Genomic DNA, 20,697 nt, shown 5'->3' on the forward strand with positions numbered 1-20,697 from the left:
TTTTTGTTGTCCTTCTTTAATGAAATAAAGGCTGCTGAGTTGGGGTGTCTTCTGGCATCTCTGCATGTACCGCTTCGCCTGAGCGATCGGGGAACAATGGCGCACCACAGTCATCGCATAACTCTGGATCAAATAGCATGGCATGACGAAACACATCCTCTACCCCAGCATCATGCAGGGCATCGCAAATCTTTTTAATCGGACTCTCATCATCCGACAAATCATTGAGAGCATCATTAGCTACGCTCTCTCGGTCATACAAAGGCCAAATAACGCCATACATAACATCGGACGAACCTTTTGCACTGAATGAGATGCGGTACTCATCAGCCTGCTCCTCTCCGAACGCACCAACCACACACGACAGACCAGCAGGAAGAATGCCTAAGGTGCTTTCTAGGAAGTTCACTGCGGCGCGAATGCTGAGTGGGCGAACATGCTTATCGGCTAAACGACAATTAGTGAAATATGCTTCAGGTAGCAATAGCTCAAATTCGCAGCCAGGCAACATAGAGGCGATAGATTCTTGCATCGCATTTTGCCAACCGATCAAACTGACACCACGCTCCTGTCTAGCGGGAGCTTCTTCTTGCCATTTAAAAATGGGGGAACCGCTAGGTACGCTGACAACCGCAATGATGAAACGCGGATCGGCCAATACGGCTATCGTTTCCGACATATCACGCAGTTCTAATTTGACATCTTTCCCTGAGATTGCAGCAGTTGCAAGTGCCTCCGTAAGTACGCGTGTTTGGCAATGCGAATGGGGCATTTGATCAATGCTATATAGCCAGGGAATAATCGCTAAACGAGTATCGGTTGCAGCAATCGCACTATGCAAAGCACTCGCAGTTGCCTCCACCATATTTGCCGGTAAAGGACCAGAAGGAATTTGATAACGAGTATGCGCAACGATTGGCATCGCCAATAAGAGCGCATCCCACTGCTGCCCCTCATACTCCATCTTGAGAGATTCAGCCAAAGTTTCCGCGGTATCAGCCAAGACTTCAAACGCAACTGTATTAATGCGAAAAGTTTGATCTAATGCGGCATCAATGACATTCTGATTCTGGCTTTTTAGCAAACGCATCAAGCGTGTGTTTAAACGCTCTTCCCAGTAGCGATCCTCAATCTGACTGCCTGAGGCAGCCAAAGAAATAGCATCAGCTACAAGCTTTTCTACTTCCGGTGAAGTGCGCTGAGAAGGTTTAGTGCGATGAACAGCCATTATTTTTTCTCCGCCCTTCTATAGACCGGTTTATCTAGATTAGAGTCGGCAGCATAGTACTTGTAGCCATCCAAATTAAAGCCCTTCAAATCCGCAGGATCAGTAATGCGATTCTCGACAACGTAACGCGCCATCAAACCACGTGCGCGCTTTGCATAAAACGAAATGATCTTGTACTTTCCATCCTTGGCATCTTGAAACACCGGAGAAATCACTGGGCAATCCAAATCTTTGGGTTGCAATACCTTGAAATACTCTTCAGATGCCAGATTCAGCAAAACAGGTTTCTTTTGTTTAACAAGCACCTCTTTTAATGAGTTTGTGACCCTATTGCCCCAAAAGGCATACAAGTCCTTGCCACGAGTGTTCTTAAAAGCAGTCCCCATCTCTAATCGATAGGGCTGCATTAAATCCAAGGGTCGTAAAGCGCCATAGAGCCCTGACAAGATACGAATATGGTTTTGTGCGAATTCAACTGCTTTGGCATTCAGCGTTTTGACATCAAAACCATCATAAACATCGCCATCAAAAGCATAAATGGCAGGCTTGCTGTTTTCTTCGGTGAACTTTTTTGACCAATCTCGGTAGCGCCCCACATTGAGGACCGCCAGCTGATCAGATAAACCCATTAACTTGGCAACATCCTGAGGGGCTAATTTCTTAAGGTCGGTGATGAGCTTGGCCGATTCAGCAACAAACTCTGGCAGGGTTGGCGCCTTGACCTTTGCAGGCGTCTTGTAATCCAAGGATTTAGCGGGAGAAAGTACGATCAGCATGGCACAATTTGTCTATGTATTGTTTCCATTCTAGCGACTGCTCAACTTATTCGCCAAAAAGGCCAATGGAACGCTTTTAGCCACCTTTTGTCCAGATGAATTCTGCCCCAAAGCCTCCCTCATTCCCTAGTCGCCTCCCTAAGGTAGGTACGACCATCTTTACAGTAATGTCTGCCTTGGCCGCTGAACATCAAGCCATCAACTTAGGCCAAGGCTTTCCTGATTTCCCCTGTGATCGCAAGTTAATTGCTGATGTCAACGAAGCCATGCTCGCTAATCACAATCAATATCCTCCGATGGTTGGAGTTCCCAGTTTGCGCAATGGTATTGCACACAAGATTGAGAAACTGTACGGACACCAATACAACCCAGATTCTGAAATCACAATTACTGCTGGCGGTACACAAGGTATCTTGACTACTATTCTTGCGTGCGTGAGTCCGGGCGATGAAGTCGTCATCATTGAACCAGCATATGACAGCTATAGACCGTCGATTGAATTGGCTGGCGGAAAAGTGATTGCAGTTGCTCTAGAGGCGAAGCGCGATATTGATGGCAAAGTAGCTTCTTACCAAATTCCATGGGAAGCACTATCAAAAGCAATGCATGCCAACACGCGCTTGTTGATTATCAATACACCTCATAACCCAACTGGCATGGTTTGGCAAAAATCCGACTTAGATCGATTGGCCGACTTACTCAAAAATACTTCCACTCTCATCTTAAGTGATGAGGTATATGAGCATATGGTTTATGACGGCGCGCGTCATCATAGCGTTGCCTCGCATCCCGAACTAGCTGCTCGTAGTTTTCTGATTTCTAGCTTTGGCAAAACCTATCACGTCACTGGTTGGAAGGTGGGCTACGTTGCTGCCCCCGCCCCTCTGAGTGCAGAATTTCGCAAAGTCCATCAATTCAATGTATTTACGGTGAACACACCAATGCAGTACGGATTAGCCACATATCTGGCGGATGCGTCTCATTACTTAAATCTTCCAGCCTTTTATCAAGCCAAGCGGGATTTCTTCAGGGTTGGATTAGAAAAGACTGCATTCAAATTGCTACCAAGTCCTGGAACCTATTTTCAGTGTGTTGATTACACCGCCCTGGGTATCCCCGAAGCAAAACTCAATGAAGCAGATTTCTGTAAATGGCTCACCACTGAAGTAGGTGTTGCAGCCATTCCCGTTTCTGCCTTTTATGAAGAGCCAACGGAATCAGGCGTTATTCGTTTTTGTTTTGCAAAACAGGAACAAACACTTTCTTTGGCTTTAGAACACTTACAAACCCTTTAGATTTTTAGTGTAACCACAGAGAAACCCATGGCAATCAAAAAAAGTAAAGCTAGTAATGTGATTGATGTGTATAGCTGGCCAACACCGAATGGCCACAAAGTTCACATCATGCTCGAGGAGTGCGGCTATCAGCTTGGGCGTGACTGGATTGCACACCCGATTGATATCGGTGCAGGTGACCAGTTTGATAAAGCCTTTTTGAAAATCAGTCCGAATAATAAAATTCCTGCCTTGGTTGACCCCAATGGACCTGACGGCAAACCAATCAGTATCTTTGAGTCAGGCGCCATCCTGCTTTATCTCGCCAGCAAAACGGGCAAGTTCCTACCTAAAACCACACGGGGTAAATACGAGGTTCTACAGTGGCTCATGTTCCAGATGGGCGGTCTTGGCCCCATGCTTGGTCAAAACCATCATTTCCGCCTCTACGCTCCCGAAAAGATTCAATACGCGGTAGATCGCTATACCAATGAAGCCAAACGGCTTTACGGGGTTCTGGATACTCAACTGAAAGATAATACGTATATCGCTGGTAAAACGTATTCGATTGCTGATATCGCGATTTTTCCTTGGACGCGTAATTGGAAAAATCAAGGTATTGATATCGATGCGTACCCGCATTTCAAACGATGGTTTGAAATGATTGGTAAACGACCAGCAGTAAAACGCGGTTGCGAAGTATTAACCGCATTACGCAAGCCTTTGCATGATGACAAGGCTAGAGAGCAGTTATTTGGTTCAACCCAGTATCAACGAAGGAAATAAGATGAAGATTCAGTCAGTGGGTGTAATTGGTGCAGGCACCATGGGTAATGGGATCGCACAGGTGTGCGCCGTTGCAGGACTTGATGTAGTTATGGTTGATATCAATGAAGCTTCAGTGCAACGCGGTTTGGATCAAATTAGTAAAAGCTTAGATCGCCTAGTTAAAAAAGAGACCCTTACAGTAGAAGCCAAGGATGCAGCCCTTAAGCGTATTAAAGGCAGCACTGCCTATGCAGACTTCAAAGGTCTTGGACTCGTGATCGAGGCCGCAACAGAAAACCAAGCAATTAAAGAAAAAATTCTCAAGCAAGTAGATGAGATTGTTAGCAAAGACACCATCATTGCTACCAATACTTCTTCACTCTCGATTACTAAGTTAGCTGCATTGGACTCTAACCCTGCACGCTTTATTGGTATGCACTTCTTTAACCCGCCACCCTTGATGGCCTTGGTAGAAGTGATTCGTGGATTACAGACGAGCGATGAGACACATGCCGCCATTATTGAAATGGCAAAACACGTGGGCAAAGAACCCATTACCGTAAAGAACTCTCCTGGTTTTGTCGTTAACCGTATCTTGCTGCCGATGATTAACGAAGCTTTCTTTGTATTGTCTGAGGGTCTTGCAAGCCCAGAAGACATCGATGCCGGTATGAAGCTTGGGTGCAATCAACCGATTGGTCCGCTTGCTTTAGCAGATCTTATTGGTCTGGATACCTGCCTTGCGGTGATGGAGGTGTACTTTGAAAACTTTAGCGACTCGAAATACCGCCCATGCCCACTCTTACGCGAAATGGTTGCTGCAGGTTATCTTGGTCGCAAAACAGGACGCGGCGTTTATAGCTACGATAAATAATTTCATATTCAATCAATCTAAAACTGAACTGTCGTGAGTAACAATCCTATTCCCCCGCTTGTTCTTAAACTTGCTTACGCAGGTTTAATTCCTTTTATTGGCTTAGCTCTGTTGGTACAACTTGCGCCCACCCCAATTAATTACCTGAGCGCTGAGTCACTTGCTGGTTATAGTGCCGTGATTACCTCCTTCATGGGCGCACTGCATTGGGGTGCTAATTTGCACAATCTAGGGAAAGCCGCCACAGGGGATCGCTGGTTAGACCGCAATGCATGGATCTGGGGAGTAATTCCTGCCTTGGTAGCCTGGGTAGCCCTACACATCTATATTCCAGTTGGCTTATTAATCATGGCATCTACCTTGATTATTCAACGCAATATTGATCAAAATACCTATCGCTATTATTTTTCGGATGAAACTACCTGCGCAGCTTTTATGACTATGCGCAATCGCTTAACTTATATCGCTGCTTTCTGTTTGACTTGGGCGGCCATTGTGATTTTATTTATTCAAGCTTAATCAATGAGTGGTCTGTTTGATAACACCCCTCCGCCACCATTAGCAGAAGCGCTACGTCCCAAAACAATCGACCAAGTGATTGGGCAGACCCATCTTCTTGCGCCCAACAAACCATTAAATCTCGCTTTTGCATCTGGCAAACCTCATTCTATGATTTTGTGGGGCCCACCTGGCGTTGGAAAAACTACCTTAGCCCGCCTATCCGCAAAAGCGTTTGATCGTGAATTCATCGCCATCTCTGCTGTACTAGCCGGCGTTAAAGAAATACGTGAGGCTATACAACAAGCTGAGCAGGTCTTAGCGCAATCTGGCAAGCAAACGATATTGTTTGTTGATGAAATTCATCGCTTTAATAAAAGCCAGCAAGATGCGTTACTGCCTCATGTTGAATCAGGCTTATTTACCTTCATTGGAGCCACCACGGAGAACCCCTCCTTCGAAGTGAACTCCGCATTACTTTCTCGCGCTCAAGTCTATGTTCTCAAGTCCCTAAGCAAGGAAGAACTTGAGCAGTTATTTGAACGCGCGCGTCAATACGCAATGCCCAATATCGAATTTGAAGCGTCAGCTATTGAGATACTGATTCATCACGCTGATGGCGATGCCAGAAGACTGCTTAATTTAGTTGAGCAAGTTCGTAACGCAGTACTCACACCCGACTTTAATGCCAAGATCGTTGATCAAAGCTTTATTGAAAATGCACTATCCACACAAGCTAGACGATTTGATAAAGGCGGCGATCAGTTTTACGACCAAATTTCAGCGCTGCATAAATCGGTGAGGGGTTCTGACCCTGATGCCTCTTTATATTGGCTCTGCCGCATGTTAGATGGCGGAGTAGATCCTCGCTATTTAGCCCGCCGCATTATTCGCATGGCGTGGGAGGATATCGGTCTTGCTGATCCACGCGCTATGCAACTTGCTAACGATGCCGCCCTCACCTACGAACGTCTTGGCTCGCCTGAGGGGGAGCTGGCTCTTGGCCAAGCAGTGGTGTATCTCGCTGTAGCAGCCAAAAGTAATGCGAGCTATAAAGCATTTAATGCTGCTCGCGCCTTTGTGGCAAACGACCAATCCAAACCAGTGCCCAATCATTTACGCAATGCGCCCACCAAACTCATGAAAGAGCTTGGTCATGGCAAAGAATATCGTTATGCACATGATGAGCCCCATGCTTATGCTGCGGGAGAATCTTACCTTCCAGACGGAATGACTGCACCTCATTGGTATGAACCTGTTGATCGCGGTCTAGAAGGTCAGATTAAAGAAAAGATGGCATTCTTGCGAAAGCTCGACGCCGAGCATCAGAAGAAATAAAGAGGTCAAAATGGCTTCAAAATTGTCTGCGCGTTTTTATTACGACATTATTTCTCCATTTGCATATTTGTATATCAAACAACGCCAACGCCTAGAAGAAAAACTAGACATCACTCCTGTGCCGATATTGTTAGGCGGCCTGTTTAGAGCAACTGAGAACAAGGGTCCGGGTGAAGTTGCCGCTAAGCGCCCTCACACGTATCAGTTCTGCGTTTGGCAAGCAGAGAAATTGGGAATTCCATTTCGCTTTCCAGATCACCATCCTTTTATGACTATTGCGCCACAACGTCTTCTCGTTCAAGAAAAGGCTGACTGGAAGATGGTTGAAAAGGCTTTCGATTACGTCTGGCTTGAGGGGAAAGATCCCAACCTTTCTTGGCCTGATTTCTGCGCCTATCTTGGCTTATCTCGTGAGACGCCCAAACCAGATGATGCTGCAGTGAAATCCCAACTCATCAGCAATACGGAACAAGCAAAAGCGGATGGCGCCTTTGGCGTGCCAGCCCTAGTTGTGAATCAACGTTGTTTTTGGGGTGTCGATACCATAGACTGGGTATTGGACTACCTCTCTCGCCCAGGTATGTTTGACGAAACCCCCTATGCTAAAGCGGGTAATCTCCCGAATGGCCTAAGCCCTTAGCGCAATACAATAAGTATCTTACTCAACAACGTTGTTCACTGTCGCCGTTCATTAAACTATTGTTTTGCTTAAGGAGTCTTTATGCGTAAGTTTTTCGCCTTATTGGTCTTTGCGTTCACTTGCTTTGCAACACAAGCGGCAATTGCCGGGCCAAAAGTGGAATTTAAAACTACTATGGGTAACTTTGTAGTGGAACTAGATGATGTTAAGGCCCCCAAAACTACTGCCAACTTTTTAAATTACGTGAAGAGTGGTTTTTATAACGGTACGATTTTTCATCGCGTGATTGATGGCTTCATGATTCAAGGTGGCGGCTTTACTCCTGACTTGGTCCAAAAGCCAACCGATGCACCCGTTGCTTCTGAAGCAAATAACGGACTCAAAAACAATACCTACACCATTGCTATGGCTCGCACTTCAGATCCAGATTCAGCAACAGCGCAATTCTTCATCAACGTCAAAGACAATGAAGGCCTGAACTACCCGAACGCCATGGGCAATGGCTATACCGTGTTTGGCAAAGTCATCTCTGGCACTCAAACTATTGATGCAATTCGTAAAGTGCCCACCATGGTTGCCCCTGCCCCACGCATGGGAAGAATGGCTGACGTACCAACTAAGCCCGTGGTTATTGAATCAGCCACCATCCTGAAGTAATCGCTAGATTAAGGTAGATTAAGCGTCATGATTTTGCTCGATGACGCACAAAGCACGGATAACAACCCTTCCAGCCGTCTATATAAGGCGCCTTTGCAGTATTGGCGCGTTCTTCCTAGCGGTAGTCGCGACACCGATCATCAGGCAGTACTAGACTGCTTAGAAGAAATCTCACGAGTACTAAAAGAAGGTAAGTGTATTGTTGCAGCTTTCGCTTATGAATTAGGTCGATTGATTCATCATCTGCCACAACCTACTCTAGAACCATATCATTTAAATCACCCAAATCATACAGATCCACACCCCTTAATTGAGGCGTGGGCTTTTCAGGATTATCAAAAGCTTTCTAAAGTACAAGTGGATCGCTATATTGCATCGCAATTGCAATCGCTATCAAAAGCAGAACAAATTGCTGGGGTGATTGACCTGCAAGTATCAATAAACGAAGATCGTTTTTGTGATGATATTACGAAGATCCATGAATACATTCGTAATGGCGATACTTATCAAATCAACCATACCTATCGCATCTCTGGAAATGTCTATGGCTCGCCATTAGCGCTTTACAGCCGATTGCGTGATCGTCAGCCTGGTCGGTTTGGCGCTTATATTGCGCAAGATAATCACTATTTACTCTCACAATCACCAGAGCTATTTATTGAGCGTCAGGGCGATACATTAAAAGCAATGCCCATGAAAGGCACTGCTAGCGCCCTATCAGATACCGAAAGCGCTTTATCTGACGATCCCAAAAATCAAGCAGAGAATGTGATGATTGTGGATCTATTACGCAATGATTTAAGTCGGATTTGTTTACCAAACACAGTCAAAGTTCCCCATCTCTTTCAGGTAGCAAGACATGGCGATGTATTGCAGATGACCTCTACTGTGCAAGGTCAAATAAAACCGAATGTGCAACTGAACGATATATTGAATGCCGTTTTTCCTTGTGGCTCTGTTACGGGTGCGCCCAAAAAACGGAGCATGGAAATTATTCAAGAGTTAGAACAAAGTGATCGAGGCTACTATTGTGGCGCCCTGGGGTGGCTTGATCCTCATGGTGACTTTGCGTTCAGCGTTCCCATTCGAACCATTGAAATTGAAGCAGATTCGATATCAGAAGCAGCGCAATTTACTCTTGGCGTTGGCGCTGGAATCACCATCGACTCCAATGCAAAACAAGAGTGGCATGAATGTCGCATTAAATCTGCCTTCTTGACAGAACTACCAAGCGCTACAGGCATATTTGAAACGATTGCAGTTCTAAACAAAGTGCCTCAACGACTTCAATCCCACCTGGATCGGATGCAATCCTCAGCAAAGGCTTTGCGTATTTCCTTTGATAGAGAAAAGGCTAAAGCAGTCATACTAAATGCCTGCGCATCTTTAAATTCAAACACTCCCATGCGGCTACGGCTTGACCTTGCTGCTAATGGAAACTTAGATACCCAATACGGAGTGCTTGAGAGCATTAACCAACCAGTGAAGATTTTTTGGGCAAAAGATATTCTTTCAAGCAACTGCATCATGAATTCTGGGAACCCCTTGTTAGCGCATAAAGTCAGCGATCGAGATTTGTACGATGCCGCATGGCAGCAGGCTGTGAAGTTAGGTGGTTTTGATGCGCTCTTTACTAATGAGAAAGGCTTTGTCACTGAGGGTGGCAGAAGTAGCGTATTTATCAAGCCCGCCGTTGGTAATGAGTGGCTTACGCCACCCAAGTCAGCCGGAGTGCTGCCTGGAGTCATGCGAGGGGCTTTGCTTATCGACGCCACTCTAAATGCCCGTGAAGCCAACCTGACTATTCAGGACGTCCTAAGGGCGAAAGAGATTATGCTTAGCAATGCCCTACGAGGCGCTATTAAGGCCCATTTCTAGAAAGCATTCATGAAGTATTGTTCCAACTGCGCCGCCACCATCACTCTGAAAATACCAGCAGATGATTCGCGTGAGCGCCATGTATGTGAGGCCTGTGGAAGCATTCATTATCAAAATCCCAGAAATGTTGTTGGTAGCATTCCGGTTTATGGCAACAAAGTGCTACTTTGTCGTCGCGCTATTGAACCACGCTATGGTTATTGGACCCTACCGGCAGGCTTTATGGAGTTAGGTGAAAGTACTGCCGATGGTGCTGCTCGCGAGACCTTTGAAGAAGCCGGTGCCGTCGTCGAGATTGGTCCTTTGTATTCATTGCTAAATGTCCCTCTTGCTGAACAGGTACATTTGTTCTACCTTGCCACAATGAAGACGCCAGATTTTTCGGCCGGTGAAGAGAGCCTAGAAGTGGCGTTGTTTGATGAGCAAGAAATTCCATGGAGCGAGCTTGCCTTCCCAACCGTGAAGCAGACTTTAGAGTGGTTCTTTGCTGATCGCGCTTCTGGCGCCCTAGCCAGTGAATTTCATGTGCGTAGCCGGGATGTACTGCGCACCGAGAAAATCTAAATCGGTTTAGCGCTGAGCACATGAGTCAAATTTGTTGGCTTGGACCCCAAGACTCCTTTCCCAACCCCCTCCTAAGCTCAGATCCCGATCAGAGCGTACCTGGCCTCATTGCAGTTAGCGAACGGATTTACCCTAACCAGCTATTGCAGGCCTATCAGCTTGGTATCTTTCCCTGGTACTCAGACGAGCAACCAGTGCTATGGTGGTCACCCGATCCACGCATGGTTCTAAAGCCCCAAGATTTTCGCTGTAGCGACTCTCTTCAAAAAAGTATTCGTCATTTTTGCCAAGATACTCATGCAAAAGTATTGGTCGATGTAGATTTTGGTGCCGTCATCAGAGCGTGCGCAACAAGTGCTCGCAAAGAACAAGATGGCACGTGGATCACCCATGAAATCATGGATGCTTACACCGCCATTCATGAACAAGGCTATGCGCATTCCATCGCCCTAATGGAACATGATGAAATGATTGGGGGTTTATATTGCGTTGCGATTGGCAGCATGGTTTATGGAGAGTCCATGTTTAGTCGCAAACCCAATGCGTCCAAAATTGCCTTAGCCGCCCTAAGTGCTTGGTGCATTCAGAATCAGATTGCCATGATCGACTGCCAACAAGAAACTAAGCATTTGCAATCGATGGGCGCCAAGCCCATATCTAGACAAGATTTCTTGCGGCAACTGCAAGCTTCTTTAAATCCATCTAATATTGTTAAATCTTGGAAATTTGACAAGCAAATATTGACGCACTGGTTATGACACGCTTAAAAGAGCTACCCCTCACGACCCTACAGTTTTATGCAACCGCACCCTACCCATGCAGTTACTTGCCCAATAAAACTGCGCGCTCACAAGTTGCCACACCATCGCATTTGATTCATGCGGATATATATAACGAACTGATTCATGCTGGATTTCGTCGCAGTGGTTTGTATACCTATCGCCCCTATTGCGATTCGTGTAGCGCATGTATTGCGACACGCGTTTTAGTCAATCAATTTATCCCTAGTCGCAGTCAACGACGCGCCTGGAAAAAGCATTCAGGTCTTCAAGCATCTGTTTTGAATTTAGGCTATCAAGAGGAGCACTACCAACTATATCAACGATATCAAAATGATCGTCATACGGATGGTGATATGGATAGCGATGATCAAGACCAGTACATGCAATTCTTGCTACAAAGCAGAGTTAATTCACGGATCGTTGAATTCAGAGATGGGCCTAATGACCCTCACCCTGGGCGATTGCGCATGGTGAGCATGATTGATATTTTGGAGCATGGCATCTCCTCTGTATATACCTTTTACGATGCCTCTGACAGTGCTGCCAGCTTTGGTGTTTACAGCATCTTATGGCAAATTGAACAAGCACGAATACTGCATCTTCCCTACCTCTACTTGGGCTACTATATTCAAGAAAGCGAAAAGATGTCCTACAAAGCAAAGTATCAGCCGATGGAAGGACTCATTGAGGATCATTGGCAAAAGCTGACTGGTTCATAATAGCCATCATGATTGATCGCTACTCACTCTTACGCCCCTGGCTCTTTTGCCTAGATCCAGAACAGGCTCACAATCTCACACTCAACAATTTAGATCGTGCTCAACGCTGGGGTTTGCTAGATAAATTTGTCAGCAAGCCGATTGCCGATCCCCAACATGTATGCGGAATTCACTTTCCAAACCCGGTTGGTTTGGCTGCAGGTTTAGATAAAGACGGCAAGCACATTGATGCATTAGCCGCTCTGGGTTTTGGCTTCTTAGAAATTGGTACCGTTACGCCCCGCCCACAACCGGGCAATCCCAAGCCACGCATGTTCCGTCTACCAGAAGCCCAGGCAATTATTAACCGCATGGGCTTTAATAATGATGGTGTTGAGGCTTGCGTAGCCCGAGTTCGCCAATCTCGTTTCTGGCAAAAAGGTGGTGTACTAGGGCTCAACATTGGCAAGAATGCAAGCACCCCGATTGAAGAGGCTGCCAATGATTATGTATTCGGCATGGAAGCCGTCTACGATATTGCAACCTATATCACCGTAAATATCTCTTCACCCAATACAAAAAATCTTCGCGCTTTACAAGGTGAAGAAATGTTGCGTGATTTACTAAGCAATCTGGATGATGCAAGAAAACGTTTAAGCGATCGCACAGGAATTCGCAAACCCGTGTTTTTGAAAATTGCTCCCGATCTTGATCAGGATGACATCCATTTGATTGCCGATTTATTGGCTGAATTTGGCATGGATGCCGTGATTGCTACTAACACCACCATCGCTCGTGATGCAGTGCAAGGCATTGAACATAGTGAAGAAGCTGGCGGCTTATCAGGGGCTCCAGTTCGAGCTGCATCTAATGCTGTCATCAAAGTTCTCAAAGCACGCCTTGGAGATCGCCTACCCATCATTGGTGTTGGTGGCATCCTATCCGGCGCCGATGCTAGAGAAAAAATTAGAGCTGGAGCAAGCTTGGTTCAGCTCTATAGTGGCCTCATCTATAAGGGGCCAGACCTCATAGATGAGTGTGCCAAGGCGCTAAGAAGTGCCTAAATAAGGCTTTTAGGCACCACCGCACCCATTCCATTAATGGGTAGGAATTTAGTAAAAACTGATTTCATAATATGCAATATGGTGCGAAATCGCTACAATATGCCTTATGAATACCAGCAAATCTGCCAAAGATTCCAAAAATACTGGGGAAGTAACTAAAACCGCCATTCAGGTAGTCGAGCGCATGATGAATCTGCTTGATGCCCTGGCTGAGCAGGAAGACTCCTGTAGCCTGAAAAGCTTGGCAGAGCAGACTGGCTTACACCCCTCTACCGCTCACCGCATTCTGAATGACATGGTTGCCTGTCGTTTGGTTGAACGTGGCGATGGTGGCACCTATCGATTGGGATTGAAATTACTGGAACTAGGCAACCTAGTCAAAGCCAGACTTTCCGTTCGAGAAGCAGCTCAAGGGCCGATGCGCACGCTGCACAAGCTCACAGGTGAAACGGTGAATCTTTCCGTGCGCCAGGGTGATGAAATTGTTTACGTAGATCGCGCTTATAGCGAACGCTCAGGCATGCAAGTTGTTCGCGCCATTGGTGGTCGCGCACCCCTTCACCTTACTTCTGTAGGAAAACTCTTCTTGGCTAGCGATGATGCTAACCAGGTTCGTGCCTATGTCACCCGCACAGGATTATCTGGCCATACTCGCAATAGCATTACCGATTTAGCAAAGCTAGAAACTGAACTCAATCACGTTCGTAGAGTTGGGAACGCTCGTGATGACGAAGAGTTAGAACTTGGTGTGAGTTGTCTTGCTGCAGCCATTTTGGACGACACCGGAAAATTAGTGGCCGGCTTATCGCTGAGCGCCCCTACCGATCGCATACAGGCGGATTGGCTGCGTTCACTACAAGATACCGCCCTTCAGATCTCTAAGGGCATGGGCTATAAACCCAAGTCAACCGAACCAGGCGGCTCGGCCTAAGCTATCTTCTTTACATCAAACGGCGTATGGGTTGTGTGCCTGATGGCATGCGCTCATACCAATCGCGTACCCGCACTGCATCAGCGAAACGCGATTGTGTTCCTACCGAATCTAAAAAGACCAGTAAGAGCGGTGTGTTGTTTACTCTGGCCTGCATCACTAAGCATTTGCCAGCAGCATTAATGAAGCCAGTCTTTTGCAAACCAATATCCATGTCACCAGAGCGCACCAATCGATTGGTATTCAAGAATTTCTGTGGGCGCTTTGCAATTACCATCGTTAAATCTGGCCAAGTGGAATACTCACGTATCAATTTATATTGATACGCAGCATTGACCATACGAGTTAAATCTTCTGCCGTAGCAACGTTATCACTGAGTAAGCCTGTGGGATCAGCAAAATGAGAGTGATCCATTCCCAATTCCTTTGCTTTGCGATTCATCGCATCTACAAAGGCAGGCACACCGCCTGGGTAATTACGCCCCAAGGTATATGCTGCCCGGTTCTCAGAGGACATGAGAGCAAGGTGTAAGGCATCTTCACGAGACATTGCAGTGCCCTCTGCCAAACGAGAACGACGGTAAATATGCGCGTCCTCTGGGTTAATCACAATCGTTTCGTCTAAAGGCAATTTAGAATCCAAAACCACCATTGCCGTCATGAGTTTGGTAATAGAGGCGATTGGTAAGCTCACCTTTGGGTTCTTTTCGAAGTAAACCTCTTTAGTGTCCTGATTGACCACCATAGCAACACTAGATTTCAAACTCAGATCATCATGCTGCCCACGCAAACCGAGTGCTGTTGCAAACGAAGGTGGCGCAGCTATTTCTGGTGCATTAGCACGCGTTACGGTAACTCTAACCGTTTTAGCTTTTTTAGGGGACTTTACAACTACCTTGGCGGACTTAGGCTGTTTATCTTTATCTTTGCTGGCGGCATAGGCTGGCGCAATATTTGCACCACAAGCAAAAACAACCATCACGGCAAACAGCCAAAATCGATTCAAACGCATCCCAAAAAGACCTTCTAAAACTTTCAACATACGGAATGATAAATACTTTCTACGCGAATATGGGATTTATTCCCCACCCCTACTCAGCAATCGTAGCAACGGTATTGTTCTGGCGAGCGTTAACCAGCACCACTCCGGTCATCGTTAGGCACAATCCTAGTGCCATCATGAGGGTAAATGGCTCATCAAATAAGCACCACGCCATTAGGGCGGTGGTTGGAGGCGTCAGGTACAACAAACTTGTTACCTTGGTAGCCGCTCCTTTGCGAATCATCATAAATAGGAGGCTGATTGAGCCAATTGACAGCGGGAATATCGCCCATAACAAAGCAGTGATAACAGAGGCATTCCAGACCATCACCCCACTCTCAAAGTAATACATACAGAAGAAACATAAAACAGCTGAGACACCAAACTGAATCGAAGAGCCAGCCCTCAAATCAAAAACGGGGCAATACTTCTTTTGATACAGAGTGCCAAACGTGATCGATAAAAGCGCAATGAACGCCAAAACGTAACTTGCCAAAGGAATGTGCGCAAAACCAATCTTTTCTGCTACCACCAAAGCAACGCCAGCAAATCCAAAGCACAAACCAATCCACTGACGAGGCGAGACCTTTTCTGAAATCCAGGCAGCAAACCATGCTGTTAATATCGGCTGCAAACCCACAATAATTGCCACTAAGCCAGCAGTCATGCCAAGCCTGACGGCGAACCACACGCCCAACAAATATCCAAATTGCAACAGTATGCCTGCTATCGCAATATGCTTAATCTGAGTCCAACTGGGCCATGTAATACGCCAAACCAAACTTAGCGCTGCCATCGCAGCGAGTACGCCACTAAAGCGCCAAAACAGAAAAGTAGCTGGCTCTACGTAAGGCATTGCTAGGCGCGCAATTACAAACCCTGTACTCCAAATCAACACAAAAATGGGTGCAATAAAATTGTCTAAACCTAGCTTCATGGGTAACTTACTGAAAATATTGATTTTTTTAAATTAACTCCCCATTTTAGGCTTTTTCAGATCATTCAAGTCACCAAGCGATCTACATACAGTTAGGGTCTTTGATGATGCGACGCAATATACAAGCTTTATAATTGTCCGTATAAGTTAGTTGATCCAATTTCCTCAAAGGGTCATACTGAAGACAGTAACCTAGACCAAAGAAAGGGTCTGCAATGAACTTAACTCCAGAACAAATCGCAGCAGCGCAAAAAGCCAATTTAGAAACTTTGAGTGGCTTGACTAACCAAGCGTTGCAAAGCATCGAAAGATTGGTTGAGCTGAATTTAGCAATTGCCAAACAAAGCTTAAGTGATAGCGTTAATAATGCCAAAAAGGCATTGGAAGTAAAAGATATTCAACAACTTCTCGCCCACCAGGCCGCAACAGTACAACCTATTGCTGAGAAAATTATTTCTTATAGCCGTCACCTTTATGAATTGGCGCATGAGACGCAAGATAGTTTTACTAAGTCTGCAGAAAAAGAATTTGCAGCAGGTCAAAAGAAAATGAATGCATTGGTTGAAGAGTGGACTAAAAATGCACCCGCTGGATCTGATGCTGCCGTACAAGCACTGAAGCAAGCAATCGCCTCAGCAAACAATGTATTTGAAACCAGCCAAAAGGCTGTTAAGCACGCAGTTGAAGTTGCTCAAACCAATATCAATACTGCAGCTGATGCAGTTACAAAAACAACCAAGAAGAAATAAGTAAGAACACGAGTGCCTACTAAGGTGCTGTTATAAGAAAAGCCCCGAAGATCGGGGCTTTTTACTTACTTCAGGCACTCACTGCATGAGCTAAGATCTGTTCATTTGCAAAAATATACTCCGCTCAGAAGCCCAATACTCAAATACTCAAAATGACGAAACTCTTTAGTCGAGATAAACTTCTAGCCTTAGCAAGCGCAAAGCATCAGGAAAAGTGTCCTGAGTGCCAATCTCTCACTTGCGAAGGTTGGGAAAGCATTCCTGGCGGCTATGAAACCAAAACTCTGGAGTGCATTGGCACACTACGATCGGAAGATAACCCAGAATGCTGGGAGGAATACCATCCGAATGGCACAGACCTGTGGTCAAAGAATGCCCCAATAGCGATCCAGTTTCATCCCTACAATAAATCAGACGTATACCAGTGCAAAAAATGCGCTTCTAAATATCTCCGATACCTAGAAGCTGGCGGGTACTATGTTGATGAGCGCATACGAGAGTTAAAAGCAGAGCTTATTTCATAAAGCTTTATAAAAAAGCCCTGATTGGTCGGGGCTTTTTTGTTTACTACCCTGCGAATAGTGCTTACACCTTACGCAGGTTTCTTTTTGACTGGCGGCAAATCTGTGCAATGACCATGCGCCGCTTCTGCAGCCAAGCCAACAGATTCACCAAGGGTTGGATGAGGATGAATGGTTTTACCAATATCAACCGCATCAGCACCCATCTCAATGGCAAGACATACTTCGCCGATTAAGTCGCCGGCATGAGTGCCGACGATACCGCCACCAATGATGCGATGAGTCTTAGCGTCAAAAATCAGCTTTGTGAAACCTTCATCGCGGCCGTTTGCAATCGCACGACCACTAGCAGCCCATGGGAATAAACCTTTTTCATAGGCGATACCTTGGGCTTTGCATTGCTCTTCGGTCAGGCCTGCCCAAGCTACCTCTGGATCAGTATATGCAACTGAAGGAATTTGCTTGGCATCAAAGTAAGACTTCTCACCAGCGGCAGCTTCAGCAGCAACATGACCTTCATGCACGGCCTTGTGAGCCAACATCGGCTGGCCTACCAAGTCGCCAATTGCAAAAATGTTCTGAACATTGGTGCGCATTTGTTTATTGACTGGAATAAAACCACGCTCATCCACCTGAACACCAGCTTTATCAGCAGCGATTTTCTTGCCATTTGGAGTGCGTCCCACTGCAACTAACACTAAGTCATAAGTCTGGGGTTGTGCGGGCGCATTCTCACCCTCAAAGGTAACCTGGATGCCATCAGCCTTCACTTCAGCTTTTGCAGCACGAGTCTTGAGCATGATGTTTTCAAAACGACCTGCGTTGAACTTCTCCCAAACCTTTTCAAGGTCACGGTCAGCACCAGCCATCAAACCATCCATCATCTCGGCAATATCAATGCGTGAGCCAAGCGTACTGTAAACCGTCGCCATTTCTAAACCAATAATGCCGCCACCAATCACCAACATCCTTTTGGGAATACTCTTGAGCAGCAAAGCGCCTGTGCTATCCACAATACGAGGGTCTTCAGGTAAGAAAGGCAGCTTTACAGGCTGACTACCCGCAGCGATGATGGCTTTCTGAAAACGTACCACCTCTTTCTGCCCCGTTAAGTCTTGGCCTGTACCACTGGTCAGCTCAACTTCTACGTGATTTGCATCTAGAAACTTACCAAGGCCGCGCACTACCTTCACTTTGCGCGCTTTAGCCATACCAGCTAATCCGCCAGTTAATTTAGCGATCACCGACTCTTTATAACCACGCAATTGATCAATCTCGATCTTAGGTGCGCCAAACGTAATGCCATGTTTAGCCATCGTCTTCACCTCATCCATCACTGCGGTGGTATGAAGTAATGCTTTTGATGGAATGCAACCCACGTTTAAACAGACGCCGCCCAAAGTTGCATAGCGCTCTACCAAAACGGTATTCATTCCCAAATCAGCACTCCGGAATGCTGCGCTATAGCCGCCAGGGCCAGCGCCAAGAACTAAGGTCTCGCATTCATGATCGACTTTGCCGTTGTACTGCCCTGCTTTTGGCGCTGGGGGCGGCGCTGAAGGCTGAGGAGTTGGGGTTGGCACTGAGGCTGGTGCAGAAGCCACCGCTGAGGTAGCACTCGCTTCAATTTCAGCGATTACCGAACCCTTGCTGACCTTGTCGCCCAATTTCACGACAATACTGGTGATCGTGCCAGCAGCATCTGCGGGCACTTCCATGGTGGCCTTATCAGACTCAAGCACCAATAGCGGCTGCTCTTTTTGAATAACATCACCCACCTTCACCAACACTTCAATTACAGGTACGTCTGCGTAATCACCAATATCCGGAACTAGAATCGTTTGCTTGGCCATGGAACCTCCTTATAGCGAAGCACGACGGAAGTCGGCCAAGAGTTGCGCAATATATACATTGAATCGAGTGGCCAATGCGCCATCGATCACACGGTGATCTGCAGACAGAGACAGTGGGCAAATCAAGCGCGGCACAAATTGCTTACCATCCCAAACCGGTTTCATCGCTGCTTTGCTGACACCTAAAATAGCAACTTCCGGTGCATTCACGATTGGAGAGAAATAGGTTCCGCCGATACCACCCAAGGAGGAAATGGTGAAGCTTGCGCCCTGCATTTGATCTGGCTTTAATTTGCCATCACGTGCCAATGCGGCCAATTCAGAAGTCTCTTTGGCTAACTCAAAGATACCTTTCTTGTCTGCATCTTTAATTACTGGCACAACGAGACCCGTTGGCGTATCTGCAGCAAAGCCGATATTGAAGTATTTCTTGAGAATTAAGTCATCCCCATCTAGGGAGCTATTGAACTCTGGATACTTCTTCAAGGCGGCTACAGCAGCTTTCATCAAGAAAGCGAGCATCGTAATCTTGATACCTTTTTTCTCGTTCTCTTTGTTTGTCAGAACACGGAACGCTTCTAAATCAGTGATGTCTGCATCCTCGTGATACGTTACCGCAGGAATCATCACCCAGTTACGACCTAGGTTTGCTGCGGTAAGTTTCTTAATGCGATTTAACGGTTGGCGCTCGATCTCACCAAACTTCGTGAAATCCACTTTTGGCCATGGAATTAAATTCAGACCACCTAAGCTTCCACCACTGGATGCTGCAGCTGAACTGCCAGCACCGCCACTCATCGCGGCTTTCACAAAAGACTGCACGTCCTCTTGGGTAATACGCCCTTTTGGACCAGATCCTTTTACCTGAGCAATTGTGACACCAAGCTCACGAGCAAACTTTCTGACTGAAGGACTAGCATGGCTTACAACAGCATCTGCTGGTGGAGGTGTATTGCTGATTGGCGGAGGTGCTGGTGCTCGCGCAATAGGCGGCTCAACTGCTCTAGCCGCTGGGGCTGCAGGAGCTGCCGATGCTGCAACTGCAGGCGCAGAAGCGCTACTTGAAGCGCCACCCAAAATGACTACCACCGATCCCTCGGACAGGGTATCGCCAACTTTCACTTTCACTTCTTTCACAACGCCGGCATGAGATGACGGAACATCCATCGTCGCTTTATCAGACTCCAGAACAACAATCGATTGTTCTTTCTCTACCTTATCTCCTGCCTTCACCAGCACTTCAATCACAGGAACATCTTTGTAATCACCAATATCAGGAACTTTCACTTCAATTGGTGCGCCACCAGAAGCGGCCGGAGCTGCTGGTGCGGGAGTCGTGCTTGCTGCTGGAGCGGGTGCAGCTGTAGCGGCACCTTCTTCCAAAGTGATGACAACCGAACCTTCTGATAAGGTGTCACCCACTTTGACCTTCACATCCTTAACTACGCCCGTATGTGAAGAAGGCACATCCATGGTTGCTTTATCGGATTCCAAAACGACAATTGATTGCTCTTTTTCAACCTTGTCGCCTGCTTTTACTAGCACTTCAATGACAGGTACGTCTTTGTAGTCACCAATGTCCGGTACTTTGATTTCGATTATTTGACTCATGAAATGATCTCGCC

Annotated in this window: 21 protein-coding genes; 15 read left to right on the forward strand and 6 right to left on the reverse strand. The window is 46.4% G+C overall.

The window, feature by feature from the left end; genetic code table 11:
• Window positions 1-16 precede the first annotated feature (16 nt).
• Window positions 17-1,228 (reverse strand): DUF2863 family protein, encoded by a 1,212-nt coding sequence (locus IC571_RS06190; RefSeq protein WP_215315469.1) that lies wholly within the window; start codon window positions 1,226-1,228, stop codon window positions 17-19.
• Entirely contained in the window at window positions 1,228-2,004 is a 777-nt protein-coding gene (gene yaaA, locus IC571_RS06195; protein ID WP_215315470.1) for a peroxide stress protein YaaA, read from the reverse strand. The genes IC571_RS06190 and yaaA overlap by 1 nt, the downstream gene beginning before the upstream one ends.
• 95 nt (window positions 2,005-2,099) lie before the next feature.
• On the opposite strand from yaaA, the gene IC571_RS06200 reads away from it, so the two are divergent.
• The 13 genes from IC571_RS06200 to IC571_RS06260 all read left to right on the forward strand — a co-directional run bounded on the left by IC571_RS06200 (window position 2,100) and on the right by IC571_RS06260 (window position 13,970).
• Window positions 2,100-3,299 carry a pyridoxal phosphate-dependent aminotransferase gene (locus IC571_RS06200; protein ID WP_215315471.1) on the forward strand — a complete coding sequence of 400 codons (1,200 nt, stop codon included), beginning with the start codon at window positions 2,100-2,102 and terminating at the stop codon, window positions 3,297-3,299.
• Window positions 3,300-3,356: 57 nt separating this feature from the next.
• On the forward strand, window positions 3,357-4,064 hold the full coding sequence (locus IC571_RS06205; protein ID WP_215317840.1) for a glutathione binding-like protein: 708 nt from the start codon (window positions 3,357-3,359) through the stop codon (window positions 4,062-4,064).
• A gap of 1 nt (window position 4,065) precedes the next feature.
• The gene (locus tag IC571_RS06210; protein ID WP_215315472.1) at window positions 4,066-4,920 is read left to right on the forward strand and encodes a 3-hydroxybutyryl-CoA dehydrogenase; all 855 of its coding nucleotides are present in this window, start codon (window positions 4,066-4,068) and stop codon (window positions 4,918-4,920) included.
• A 33-nt stretch (window positions 4,921-4,953) separates the two neighbouring features.
• A complete protein-coding gene (locus IC571_RS06215) occupies window positions 4,954-5,439 on the forward strand; it encodes a DUF3429 domain-containing protein (RefSeq protein ID WP_251373254.1) in 486 nt (161 codons plus the stop codon).
• A gap of 3 nt (window positions 5,440-5,442) precedes the next feature.
• Window positions 5,443-6,756 carry a replication-associated recombination protein A gene (locus IC571_RS06220; protein ID WP_215315473.1) on the forward strand — a complete coding sequence of 438 codons (1,314 nt, stop codon included), beginning with the start codon at window positions 5,443-5,445 and terminating at the stop codon, window positions 6,754-6,756.
• Window positions 6,757-6,766: 10 nt separating this feature from the next.
• The gene (locus IC571_RS06225; protein ID WP_215315474.1) at window positions 6,767-7,396 is read left to right on the forward strand and encodes a 2-hydroxychromene-2-carboxylate isomerase; all 630 of its coding nucleotides are present in this window, start codon (window positions 6,767-6,769) and stop codon (window positions 7,394-7,396) included.
• Between the two features lie 81 nt (window positions 7,397-7,477).
• Entirely contained in the window at window positions 7,478-8,053 is a 576-nt protein-coding gene (locus tag IC571_RS06230; protein ID WP_215315475.1) for a peptidylprolyl isomerase, read from the forward strand.
• A 27-nt stretch (window positions 8,054-8,080) separates the two neighbouring features.
• Window positions 8,081-9,931: a bifunctional chorismate-binding protein/class IV aminotransferase gene (locus IC571_RS06235; RefSeq protein WP_215315476.1), complete on the forward strand. Its 1,851-nt coding sequence runs from the start codon at window positions 8,081-8,083 to the stop codon at window positions 9,929-9,931.
• A gap of 9 nt (window positions 9,932-9,940) precedes the next feature.
• Complete coding sequence (locus IC571_RS06240; RefSeq protein WP_215315477.1) at window positions 9,941-10,495, forward strand: NUDIX hydrolase; 555 nt, start codon at window positions 9,941-9,943, stop codon at window positions 10,493-10,495.
• A 20-nt stretch (window positions 10,496-10,515) separates the two neighbouring features.
• Entirely contained in the window at window positions 10,516-11,253 is a 738-nt protein-coding gene (gene aat, locus IC571_RS06245; protein ID WP_215315478.1) for a leucyl/phenylalanyl-tRNA--protein transferase, read from the forward strand.
• On the forward strand, window positions 11,250-11,996 hold the full coding sequence (locus IC571_RS06250) for an arginyltransferase (RefSeq protein WP_215315479.1): 747 nt from the start codon (window positions 11,250-11,252) through the stop codon (window positions 11,994-11,996). Before aat ends, IC571_RS06250 begins: the two co-directional genes overlap by 4 nt.
• Window positions 11,997-12,004: 8 nt before the next feature.
• The gene (locus IC571_RS06255; protein ID WP_371742885.1) at window positions 12,005-13,039 is read left to right on the forward strand and encodes a quinone-dependent dihydroorotate dehydrogenase; all 1,035 of its coding nucleotides are present in this window, start codon (window positions 12,005-12,007) and stop codon (window positions 13,037-13,039) included.
• Window positions 13,040-13,145: 106 nt separating this feature from the next.
• Complete coding sequence (locus tag IC571_RS06260) at window positions 13,146-13,970, forward strand: IclR family transcriptional regulator (protein ID WP_215315480.1); 825 nt, start codon at window positions 13,146-13,148, stop codon at window positions 13,968-13,970.
• Window positions 13,971-13,980: 10 nt separating this feature from the next.
• Here the strand turns inward: IC571_RS06260 and IC571_RS06265 are convergent, their stop codons facing one another.
• Both IC571_RS06265 and IC571_RS06270 read right to left on the reverse strand, forming a co-directional pair.
• Window positions 13,981-15,012, reverse strand: a complete 1,032-nt coding sequence (locus IC571_RS06265; protein ID WP_251373257.1) for a serine hydrolase — start codon at window positions 15,010-15,012, stop codon at window positions 13,981-13,983.
• A 49-nt stretch (window positions 15,013-15,061) separates the two neighbouring features.
• A complete protein-coding gene (locus IC571_RS06270; protein WP_215315481.1) occupies window positions 15,062-15,949 on the reverse strand; it encodes a DMT family transporter in 888 nt (295 codons plus the stop codon).
• Window positions 15,950-16,164: 215 nt separating this feature from the next.
• Here IC571_RS06270 and IC571_RS06275 point away from each other — a divergent pair, with 215 nt between their 5' ends.
• Window positions 16,165-16,698 carry a phasin family protein gene (locus IC571_RS06275; RefSeq protein ID WP_215315482.1) on the forward strand — a complete coding sequence of 178 codons (534 nt, stop codon included), beginning with the start codon at window positions 16,165-16,167 and terminating at the stop codon, window positions 16,696-16,698.
• A gap of 152 nt (window positions 16,699-16,850) precedes the next feature.
• On the forward strand, window positions 16,851-17,222 hold the full coding sequence (locus IC571_RS06280; RefSeq protein ID WP_215315483.1) for a hypothetical protein: 372 nt from the start codon (window positions 16,851-16,853) through the stop codon (window positions 17,220-17,222).
• A gap of 68 nt (window positions 17,223-17,290) precedes the next feature.
• On the opposite strand, the gene lpdA is transcribed toward IC571_RS06280, so the two are convergent.
• Window positions 17,291-19,072 carry a dihydrolipoyl dehydrogenase gene (gene lpdA, locus IC571_RS06285; RefSeq protein WP_215315484.1) on the reverse strand — a complete coding sequence of 594 codons (1,782 nt, stop codon included), beginning with the start codon at window positions 19,070-19,072 and terminating at the stop codon, window positions 17,291-17,293.
• 9 nt (window positions 19,073-19,081) lie between these two features.
• The gene (aceF, locus tag IC571_RS06290) at window positions 19,082-20,683 is read right to left on the reverse strand and encodes a dihydrolipoyllysine-residue acetyltransferase (protein WP_215315485.1); all 1,602 of its coding nucleotides are present in this window, start codon (window positions 20,681-20,683) and stop codon (window positions 19,082-19,084) included.
• Between the last annotated feature and the right edge of the window lie 14 nt (window positions 20,684-20,697).

It is taken from the genome of Polynucleobacter sp. MWH-UH2A (assembly GCF_018687195.1).
GTDB lineage: Bacteria > Pseudomonadota > Gammaproteobacteria > Burkholderiales > Burkholderiaceae > Polynucleobacter.